This is a genomic window from Mycobacterium sp. TH-M11 (genome assembly GCF_057473725.1).
Map to the genome: position 1 here is coordinate 1 of NZ_JBYCLD010000128.1, position 9,963 is coordinate 9,963.

Annotated in this window: 10 protein-coding genes; 4 read left to right on the top strand and 6 right to left on the bottom strand. The window is 69.2% G+C overall.

What is annotated here, in order from left to right; translation table 11 throughout:
• The 3 genes from AC2VOG_RS05645 to AC2VOG_RS05655 form a co-directional block, all read left to right on the top strand.
• A partial coding sequence (locus tag AC2VOG_RS05645; RefSeq protein WP_486938938.1) for a cobaltochelatase subunit CobN occupies positions 1–1,611 on the top strand: 1,611 nt, incomplete at its 5' end.
• Positions 1,604–2,362: a precorrin-6A synthase (deacetylating) gene (gene cobF / locus AC2VOG_RS05650; protein WP_486938939.1), complete on the top strand. Its 759-nt coding sequence runs from the start codon at positions 1,604–1,606 to the stop codon at positions 2,360–2,362. The genes AC2VOG_RS05645 and cobF, both read left to right, overlap by 8 nt.
• Positions 2,362–3,114: a cobalt-precorrin-6A reductase gene (locus AC2VOG_RS05655; RefSeq protein WP_486938940.1), complete on the top strand. Its 753-nt coding sequence runs from the start codon at positions 2,362–2,364 to the stop codon at positions 3,112–3,114. Before cobF ends, AC2VOG_RS05655 begins: the two co-directional genes overlap by 1 nt.
• Positions 3,115–3,649: 535 nt before the next feature.
• Here the strand turns inward: AC2VOG_RS05655 and AC2VOG_RS05660 are convergent.
• The 6 genes from AC2VOG_RS05660 to AC2VOG_RS05685 all read right to left on the bottom strand — a co-directional run bounded on the left by AC2VOG_RS05660 (position 3,650) and on the right by AC2VOG_RS05685 (position 8,840).
• A complete protein-coding gene (locus AC2VOG_RS05660) occupies positions 3,650–4,039 on the bottom strand; it encodes a PIN domain-containing protein (protein WP_486938941.1) in 390 nt (129 codons plus the stop codon).
• Positions 4,036–4,293 carry a ribbon-helix-helix domain-containing protein gene (locus AC2VOG_RS05665; protein ID WP_486938942.1) on the bottom strand — a complete coding sequence of 86 codons (258 nt, stop codon included), beginning with the start codon at positions 4,291–4,293 and terminating at the stop codon, positions 4,036–4,038. The genes AC2VOG_RS05660 and AC2VOG_RS05665 overlap by 4 nt, the downstream gene beginning before the upstream one ends.
• A 382-nt stretch (positions 4,294–4,675) precedes the next feature.
• On the bottom strand, positions 4,676–4,804 hold the full coding sequence (locus AC2VOG_RS05670) for a hypothetical protein (RefSeq protein WP_486938943.1): 129 nt from the start codon (positions 4,802–4,804) through the stop codon (positions 4,676–4,678).
• Positions 4,805–4,897: 93 nt separating this feature from the next.
• A complete protein-coding gene (locus AC2VOG_RS05675; RefSeq protein WP_486938944.1) occupies positions 4,898–6,265 on the bottom strand; it encodes a cobyrinic acid a,c-diamide synthase CobB in 1,368 nt (455 codons plus the stop codon).
• Positions 6,259–6,873 carry a cob(I)yrinic acid a,c-diamide adenosyltransferase gene (gene cobO, locus AC2VOG_RS05680; protein WP_486938945.1) on the bottom strand — a complete coding sequence of 205 codons (615 nt, stop codon included), beginning with the start codon at positions 6,871–6,873 and terminating at the stop codon, positions 6,259–6,261. The genes AC2VOG_RS05675 and cobO overlap by 7 nt, the downstream gene beginning before the upstream one ends.
• Positions 6,873–8,840 carry a VWA domain-containing protein gene (locus AC2VOG_RS05685; protein ID WP_486938946.1) on the bottom strand — a complete coding sequence of 656 codons (1,968 nt, stop codon included), beginning with the start codon at positions 8,838–8,840 and terminating at the stop codon, positions 6,873–6,875. Before AC2VOG_RS05685 ends, cobO begins: the two co-directional genes overlap by 1 nt.
• 52 nt (positions 8,841–8,892) lie before the next feature.
• On the opposite strand from AC2VOG_RS05685, the gene cbiE reads away from it, so the two are divergent.
• Positions 8,893–9,963: precorrin-6y C5,15-methyltransferase (decarboxylating) subunit CbiE (gene cbiE / locus AC2VOG_RS05690; protein ID WP_486938947.1), on the top strand; the 1,071-nt coding region annotated here is incomplete at its 3' end.

The window sequence follows — 9,963 nt, forward strand, 5'->3', positions numbered from 1 at the left end:
CGCGACGGCCTGCATGTGTTGGGCCAGGCGCCAACCGGGCCGGCGCGGGTCAACCTGGTGCTGGCGATCTTGCGGGCGGCCCAGGTCTGGGGCGGCAAAGACCATGCCGTCCCGGGACTGCGCACCGCGCTCGGCCTCAAGGAGGGCGCCGAGCTCACCGCGGTGGACGACGTCGAGAACCAGGCCCGCGCACTCGTCGAGGCGATGGAAGCCGCCGGCTGGGATGCCGGGGTCGTCGACACGCTGCACGAGGCGCCGGACGTGCGGGCATCGCTGCGCTTCGCCGCGACCGAGGTGGTACCGCGACTGGCCGGCACCGCGGGTGAGATCGACGCTGTCATGGCCGCTTTGGCAGGCGGCTTCGTGCGGCCCGGCCCCTCCGGATCGCCGTTGCGCGGTCTGGTCAACGTGCTACCGACCGGCCGCAACTTCTACACCGTGGACCCCCGGGCGGTGCCATCGCGGCTGGCCTGGCAGACCGGCCAGGCGATGGCCGAGTCGCTGCTGCAGCGCTACCTCGGCGACACCGGCAGCTACCCCGAGTCGGTCGGGCTGTCGGTGTGGGGCACCAGCGCGATGCGCACCTCGGGCGACGACATCGCCGAAGTGCTTGCGCTGCTGGGTGTTCGGCCAGAGTGGGACGAGGCGTCGCGACGGGTCAGCCGGTTGGAAGTGATCCCGCTGGACGAACTGGGCCGGCCCCGCATCGACGTGACGGTCCGCATCTCCGGGTTCTTCCGCGACGCCTTCCCACACGTGGTGATGATGCTCGACGACGCGGTGCAGATGGTGGCGCTGCTCGACGAACCCGACGCTGACAACTACGTGGCCGCCCACGCCCGCGCCGACCTCGCCGACCACGGCGATCAACGACGCGCCACCACAAGGGTTTTCGGCTCGAAACCGGGCTCCTACGGCGCGGGCATCCTGCAGGTGGTCGAAGCGGGCACTTGGCGTGACGACAAGGATCTGGCCGAGGTGTACACGGCGTGGGGCGGGTTCGCCTACGGTCGCGGGCTCGACGGCGCCGCCGCAGCCGATGACATGCGCACCAACTACAAGCGAATCAAGGTGGCGGCCAAGAACATCGACACCCGCGAACACGACATCGCCGACAGCGACGACTACTTCCAGTACCACGGCGGGATGATCGCGACGATCCGCGCGTTGACCGGGTCGGATCCCAAGGCCTACGTGGGCGACTCGACCACGCCCGACGCGGTGCGCACCCGCAGCCTGGCCGAGGAAACCGCGCGGGTGTTTCGCGCGCGGGTGGTCAACCCGCGGTGGATCTCGGCGATGCGCCGGCACGGCTACAAGGGCGCCTTCGAACTCGCCGCCACCGTCGACTACCTCTTCGGCTTCGACGCCACCGCGGGCGTCGTGGCGGACTGGATGTATGAAAAGCTGGCCCAATCTTACGTTCTCGACCCGCAGACCCGGGAATTCCTGGACACGTCCAACCCGTGGGCCTTGCACGGCATGGTCGAACGTCTGCAGGAGGCCGCCGACCGTGGCCTGTGGGCCGATCCATCACCGGAGACACTGGCCGCGCTGCGGCAGGCCTACCTGGAGGTCGAAGGCGACATCGAGGACCGCGCCGGTGCCTGAGCCAGTCCGGGTTCGAATCCTGGGGGTCGGCATGGGGCCCCAGCACGTCACGCCGGAGGTAGCCGAGGCGCTGCGGTCGGTCGATTACGTGCTGGCCTCGATCAAAGGTGCCGACGACGAACTCCTGGCGCTGCGCTGGGCGATCATCGAGGCGCACACCGATGGGTCGGTAGACGTTGTGGCGGTGCGTGATCCGGAGCGGGATCGATCGACCGGCCTGACCGATCAGGGCTATCAGCGTGCGGTAGCCGACTGGCACGACGCGCGCGCCAAGGCCTACGCCGACGTGCTGCGTGCGCGCGGTGGCACCGCGGCTTTCCTGGTGTTGGGTGACCCGTCGCTGTACGACTCGACCATCCGCGTGGTCGAGAAGATCCAGAAGCTGGGCGTGCCGGTCGAATTCGACGTCTTGCCCGGAATCAGTGCCCCGCAACTGCTCGCCGCCCGTCATCGCATCGTCTTGCACGAGGTCGGCCGCCCGGTGCACGTCACCACCGGCCGCCTGCTGCAGGACGCCGTCGCGGCCGGGCAGGACAACATCGTCGCGATGCTGAATCCGCCACCGGATCGCCTCGACCTCACCGGCCTGGACGACTGGTCGGTGTGGTGGGCGGCCAATCTCGGCGCTACCGGTGAGCGCCTGGTGTCGGGGCGGGTCGGCGACGTCGCGGGGCGGATCGCCGAGGCCCGCTCGCAGGCCCGCACCGAAGCCGGCTTCGTGATGGATATTTACCTTTTGCGGCGGCACTGATGCGGGTGCTGCTGCTGGGCGGGACGTCGGAAGCCCGCGCGCTGGCGGCCCGCTTGGTCGACGACGGTGTCGACGTGACGAGCTCGCTGGCCGGCCGGGTCGCCCGGCCGCGACTGCCGCAGGGCCGGGTGCGGGTCGGCGGATTCGGCGGTGTCGACGGGCTGCGAAAAGCACTGGCGGACTTCGACGTCGTGCTCGACGCCACCCATCCCTTCTCGGCGACCATCTCGGCCAACGCCGTGCGCGCCTGCGCCGATGCGTCCGTGCCCTTGCTGCGGCTGCAACGCCCCGGCTGGGCCGACCGGGCCACGCCGTCCTGGCATTGGGTCAGCTCGCACGGCGAGGCCGCCGACGAGGCGCGACGGCTGGGCGTCCGGCCGGTGCTGACCGTCGGTCGCCAGCAGCTCGCGGCGTTCGTCGGGTCGCTCGAGTCGCACGCGGTGCTGGCGCGCGTCGTCGACGACCCGGACGTGGCGTTGCCGCTGGCCTGGCAGCTGGTCCACGATCGCGGGCCCTACACCTTGGCTGCCGAGTTGACGTTGCTACGTGAGCATCGCGCGGATGTGTTGGTCACCAAGGACTCCGGCGGTGAGTACACCTGGCCGAAGATGCAGGCCGCCGACGAGCTGGGCATCCCGGTCGTCATCGTGCGCCGGCCCGCGGAGTCGCCCGGCGTGGCGGTGGTGTCCGATGTCGAGGCTGCCGTTGAATGGCTACGCGCGCAATGTAACTCGCCGCGGCCGGTCCCATAAGGTGGCTGGTGTCGGCTGGTCGTCCGGTTGCCGCTTTCGGGCTACTGGCGTCGAGTGTGCACTGACGGCTTCGAGTGTGCGCAAGGGGCGGGATTTTCGGCCTTTTCCCGCCCACGATGCACGCTCGACGCCCACGATGCACACTCGATTGTTCGGGGGCATTCAGAGCGAACGGGTCGGTGGTGTTGGCCGGTCGCCATCGGATTGTCCAGCCGGGAACGCAGTTCTTGCCACGCCACCGCGGTAGTGGCCAGGGCCTGCCGACATAGCGCCGCCAGCCCTTCACCGCTTCACTGGTCGCGAATCGAAGCTCCCACTCGGCGGCCGTGCCAGCTGGCGGTGCGACTCGATCACCACGTTCGGGCGCCAATCCGTTACCCGCGGCTGGGCTTTGGAACTCGCCCGAAGTCGCCGACGCTGGGCCCGCTGAGCACCGCAGTCAACTCGGGGTCAGCCAGTACCTCCGCGGTATGTCGCCAGCTATCAATCACCTGTACCGCCGGCGCCGGATTCTGCACCGCTGCCGTTGAAGTCGCTACGCAGGCGTGGTGGCAAACGGCGGCAGCAGGTCCTTGAACATGGGGAAATGGCGCACATTGAGGGTTGCCAACTCGAGGCCCTTGACGTCGGCGGTCGCTGCGACGAAGTAGTCGCCGAGGCCGATACCGTTGTGGCTGCTGCGATATCGGCGCATCATCTCGCCCGCGCGACGGGCAATGACCTCGGTCGCGGGTTCAGCGCGAAATACTGTCAACAATCGCCATACCTCTCGACGCTCGGCTGATCGCATTCCACCGATCAGCTCGGTGACCGACACCACGCTAATCGCGAGAGGTCCGCGCTTTCGGGCACCGGTGAGCCAGTCTCGGGCGGCGTCGACACCGCGCAGATGTGCGATCAACACATCGGAATCGACGAGAATCACGATGAGCGGCGCCAGATGCGCGCCAGGTGGTCCTCGCGACCGCTCTGGCCGCGCAGCGGCACCTCGATGTCAGCCAGCGCACCGAACGATTCCTCGATTGCTTCAAGGTCCGAGGCGAGGCTGTCGTCGGCATTGGCAAGAACGCGATTCAGCAGTTGGCGGATCAGTTCGGCGCGTGACACGCCCTCTTGTGTTGCCAGCCGGTCGAGGGTCGTCGTCTGCTCCTCATCGAGGTAGATGTTCGTCCGCTTCATACACCACATCATACATCACATAGGTGGTTCCAGGCCCTGCGCGGTGCTGCCCAGAGGCCGGTGGCACGCGGCGTGAAAGCCAAGCCGCCTGGTCTCAGACCTGGCCCACGGAGCCACGGTGTTGGGCACAGCCGATACAGCTGATCTGAGCGCCCGGCAAGTCGATGTGCTGACCGGGCAAGAGGGTTGACGACCTGCTGGTCGGCATGTTCCGCGACGGCTCCCTGCCGGTACTGCCGCTCGTACCCTCGCCGCAGCGCGAGATCGTATCGATCAATGCTATCCTCGCCGACGTCAACGCCAAAGGCGGTACCGGCACCGGGTTTTCACCAGTTCCGAGCTGAACTGAGTGTGACGGACAGCCTCCAGTTGCGGCGACAAGTCAGAGCTGACTGCTGCGCTCGCGCAGGCAGTCGGACAGGTGGTCGGCGATACCGTCGGCGTGGCGTAGCAACCGGTCGATGAGCTCACGCAGCTCGGCGATATGGCTGAGCTGTGCCGCGCGACCCATCGGCAAGATCTTGCCGTGAACATGCAGAGCCCGTCAAATAAACTGTGCGGCATTAAAGTCCATGCCATGCTTCCCCAGATACAGCACCGTGCGTCAAGGCCGTGTGCAGTCGGCGTACCCATGCACGGCGCGCGCGAACCGTTGCGCCAGCGCGGGGTTGCCAGCCCAGTGCGTGTGCAGGTAGGCGGCGTGCAGCGTCGGGGTGGCGAAGCCGTCGGGCCCGGCAGGTAGGCGCCACGCCGACCGGCCGTCCAGGCCGACGGAAGTGATTGCGGTGCGGTGGAATTCGTGTCCGGTGACCTTCACCCCCGCTTCGGCGAGCAGTGAGTCCGCCGGGCTGGTGGCGCTGCGGTAGCCGAGAGTGAGTCGCGGCGTCATCGCCGCATCGGCGGGCACCGCACCGACCATCGGTACGCCGTCGAGCGACCGGCACAGGTAGAGCAGCCCGGCACACTCGGCGACAGTCGGGATTCCTGCGGCGATGACGGACCGCAATTGCGCTATCAGGCAACGATTCTCGGCCAGTTCGACGGCATGCACCTCGGGGAATCCGCCGCCGAGATAGATGCCCGCCGTCCCAGTAGGCAGGGTCGCGTCCACCAGCGGGTCGAATTCGACGACGTCGCAGCCGGCGGCGCGTAGCAGTTCTTCGGTTTCGGCGTAGCGGAAGGTGAAGGCGCGTCCGCCGGCCATCGCGATCACCGGGCGCTTTGCCGAGAGTGGTTGGATTTCGTGTGCGGTATCCCACGAGTTGCCGCACAGCGTTGCAGCTTTACGGCCCAACTCCAGCACCCGATCGAGATCGACATGCGCGGCAACCACTTCCGCCATCCGCTTGAGGGTCTGGGCCGACTCGGCACGCTCCGCGGCGGGAACCAGACCCAAATGACGTGACGGCGTCTCGATGCTGTCGTCGCGAGGCAGGACACCGAGCACCGGAATACCGGTGGGCGTCAGCGCGTCCCGTACCTCCTCGGCGTGCCGCGCGCTACCCGCCTTGTTGAGAATGACGCCCGCGATGCGGACCGACGGGTCGAACGCGGCCAGCCCGGCGATCACCGCCGCGTGGGTCCGCGACGCGTGCGAAATGTCGACCACCAGCAGCACCGGGGATTTCGTCAGCGTGGCGACGTGCGCGGTGGACGCCTCCCCTGCGGTACCCAACCGGCCGTCGAAAAGCCCCATCACGCCCTCGATCACGGCGACATCGGCCGCCCGTGCACCGTGCAGCAACAGCGGGACGATCCGCTGTTCGCCGACCAGGAACGGATCGAGGTTGCGGCCCGGCCGAGCGGTGGCCAGCGCGTGGTAACCGGGGTCGATGAAGTCAGGACCCACCTTGTGACCGGATACCGTCAGCCCGCGTGCAGCCAGGGCAGCCATCAATCCAGTTGCGACAGTAGTTTTTCCGTGTCCGGATCCCGGCGCGGCGACCACGATGCGGGGCAGAGCGGCTACCACTCGATGCCCCGCTGACCTTTCTGGCCGGCGTCCATCGGATGCTTGACGTTGGTCATCTCGGTGACCAGGTCGGCGATCTCGACCAGCCCGGGGTCGGCATTTCGGCCGGTGATCACGACGTGCTGGTGGCCCGGCCGGTTCGCGAGAGTCTGCACGACATCGTCGATGTCGACCCAGCCCCACGTGATCGGATAGGTGAATTCGTCGAGCACGTAAAGGTCGTGCGTCTGGGCGGCGATCCGCCGTTTGATCTCCGCCCACCCGGCCGCGGCATCCTGGGCGTGGTCGACCTCGGTGCCGGCCTTCCGGCTCCATGACCAACCCGACCCCATCTTGTGCCATTCCACGGGACCACCCTCGCCGGTCTCGGTGTGCAGCGCACCCAGTCGCTCCAGCACGGTCTGCTCACCGATGCGCCACTTGGCCGACTTGACAAACTGGAACACCCCGATGCGGAACCCCTGGTTCCAGCCACGCAGCGCCAATCCGAAGGCAGCGGTGGACTTTCCCTTGCCGTTGCCGGTGTGCACCATCAGCAGCGGCCGGTTACGGCGCTGCCTCGTCGTCAGCGTGTCATCGGGTACGACCGAGACCCGGCCCTGCGGCATCAGGCGGCCCCGGGAGTTGTGGCACCGCGGACGATGTCGGCCAGCGCGTGTGCGCTGACATGCGCAAGCGGCACATGCTCGGCGTCCAGATGCTGGGCCAAGGTCGCAGCCAAACCCATTCGCATGCGCCCGGTTTCGCAGTCGACGACGATGCTGTCGACCCGGTCGTGCGCCAGCAGCGCGGCGGCCTGCTGGGCCCGCCCGATGGGATCGGGTCCCGACGTCGCCCGGCCGTCGGTGACGACGACGAGCAGTGGCCGCCTGCTCGGATCGCGCAGCCGTTCCCGCCGCACCACCTCGGCCGCCTTCATTAACCCCTCGGCGAGCGGTGTCCGCCCGCCGGCCGGCAGGTCGTCCAGACGCTTGGCCGCGATGTCTACCGAACCGGTTGGTGGAAGAGCGATCTCGGCCGCCCGGTCGCGGAAGGTGACGACACCGACCCGGTCACGTCGCCGGTAGGCGTCGAGCAGCAACGACAGGATGGCCGTCTTGACCTGCTGCATGCGCCTCCGGGCGGCCATCGACCCGGAGGTGTCGACGACGAACACCACCAGGTTGGCCTCGCGGCCCTCCCGCACGGCACCCCGAAGATCGTTGCCCTGCAAGAGCAGTCGACCACCGCGGCGGCCGCGTGCGGCTTGATGCGGTGCGGCGGCCCGCATCGTCTCGACGAGATGGATGCCCGACTCGGCGTGCGGGCTGGCGCCGGTGCGGCGACCCGTCGTCGTCCGGGCCCGGCTACGCCGTCCGGCGTGCCCGTCCCCTACTCCGCTGACCGTGAAAAGCTTTGTCCGATAGGGCTCACCCGCAGCGACGGGTGGCGCCAATGCCGGGCCCTGTTGGCCGCCGGCGGTATTCGGCTCGGGATCGCCCTGCCCGCCGCCCGGGTCGTCGGGGTCGGTGTCGGGATCCGGGCCGGGGTCGGTGTCGGGTGGCAGCAGGTCGTCAAGCTCGTCGTCGCCGAGACCGGGCGCGTCGAACGGATTGCGCCGACGGCGATGCGGCAGTGCGAGTTTGGCGGCGGCGCGCAGGTCGTCGATGTTGGGGTGTTCGCGGCCGTGCCAGGCGGCGTGGGCCGCGGCGGCGCGCGCCATCACGATGTCGGCCCGCATCCCGTCAACGCCGGCGGCCGCGCAGACTTCGGCGATCTGCAGCAGTGCGGCGTCGGTGAGCTGAATCCCGGGCCGCATCGCTCTCGCGTGCTGGATCCGATTGCGCAGCCGCTCTTCGGCATTCGCATACCGCGCGCAGAAGGCCTGCGGGTCGGCGTCGAACTGCAGTCGCCGGCGCACGACTTCGGCGCGCTGCGCCGGGTCACGCGGAGCGGCAACCTCGACGGTGAGGCCGAAGCGGTCGAGCAGTTGGGGCCGAAGCTCGCCCTCTTCGGGGTTCATCGTGCCGACGAGCACGAACTTCGCCGCGTGGGTGACCGAGATGCCGTCGCGTTCGACGGTGACGGTGCCCATCGCGGCCGCGTCCAGCAGCAGGTCGACCAGATGGTCGTGCAGCAGATTGACCTCGTCGACGTAGAGGATGCCGCGGTGCGCGTTGGCCAGCAGGCCCGGTTCGAAATGCACCACGCCTTCGCCGAGCGCCTGCTTGAGGTCGATCGATCCGGCCACCCGGTCCTCGGTGGCGCCGACGGGAAGTTCGACCAGCCGCACCGGCCGGGTTTCCCTCGTCGCGCCCGCGCCGAAAGACCCGTCCGGGGACGTCGGGTTCGGCAGCGCCGGGTCGGTGGAAAACCGATCCCCGGCGACGACGTCGATGGGCGGCAGGATCCGGGTGAGGGCGCGCACCAGGGTCGATTTCGCGGTGCCCTTCTCGCCGCGCACGAGCACACCGCCGATGCCGGGGTCGATGGCGCTGAGAACCAGCGCCATCGCCATGTCGCCGAGTCCTTCAGGAGCATCGGGATCAGCGCCGACGACGGCGGGAAACGGATACAGCTGATCAGCTGGGGGCATGATTACGCCTGTTCGCAGGGTGCATCGCGGGCCTTACGCTAGCATCGCCGCCGTGCCGACCTCTGAGCTGCGGGTAACTGTGGTCGGCGTCGGCGCCGACGGGTGGGACGGGCTGACGCCGGCCGCGCAAGCCGCTGTCGCTGCCGCGGAGGTCGTGTTGGGCGGCGCGCGCCAGCTGGCGCTGCTGCCGCCCGCGGGCGGCCAGGCCCACCAACCGTGGCCGTCCCCGTTGAGTGCGGCGCTGCCGGACCTGCTGACCCGGCTCGCGGGCCGGCGGGTGGTCGCGCTGGCCTCCGGCGACCCGCTGCGCAGCGGCATCGGAACCACCTTGGTTGACCTGTTGGGCGCCGACCGGGTGACGATCGTTCCGCATCTGTCGTCGGTGACGCTGGCGCGGGCGCGCCTCGGCTGGTCGGCCGAATCCACCGCGGTGGTCAGCGTCGTGGGCCGCGACGTGCACGCGGTGCTGCGGGAACTCGCCCCCGGGCGACGGGTTTTGGTGCTGTCGTCGGACGAGAAAACCCCGGCGACCCTCGCCGGTCTGCTCAAAGCTCGCGGGTACGGGGGCAGCCGGTTCGTGGTGCTCGGCAACCTCGGTGGCGAACTCGAGACTTTTCACGACTCGACTGTCGACGAGTTTGCGGGCGACTCGCCGCGACTGAATGTCGTTGCGCTGCAGCTGAACGGACCACTGCTCGCCGGCTGGGCGAGCGGTTTGCCCGACGACGCCTTCTCCCACGACGGCCAGCTCACCAAGCGGGATCTGCGGGCCGCCGCCCTGGCTCGACTGTTGCCCGCTCCCGGCCAGGTGTTGTGGGACGTCGGCGCGGGCGCCGGTTCGGTGGGCATCGAGTGGATGCGCGCCCACCCGACGTGCCGGGCCGTCGCCGTCGAGGCCGACCCGGTGCGCGCCGAGCGGATCGCCCACAACGCGCGCTCGCTGGGTGTGCCCGCGCTGCGGGTGGTCTGCGGCACGGCTCCGGAGTCGTTGAGCGACTTGGCAACTCCCGACGCGGTATTCATCGGCGGCGGCGCCAGTCGGCCCGGCGTCGTGCAGCGCTGCCTCGATGCCTTGCCCGGCGGTGGCCGGATCGTCGCGCACGGGGTAACCGTCGAGACCGAG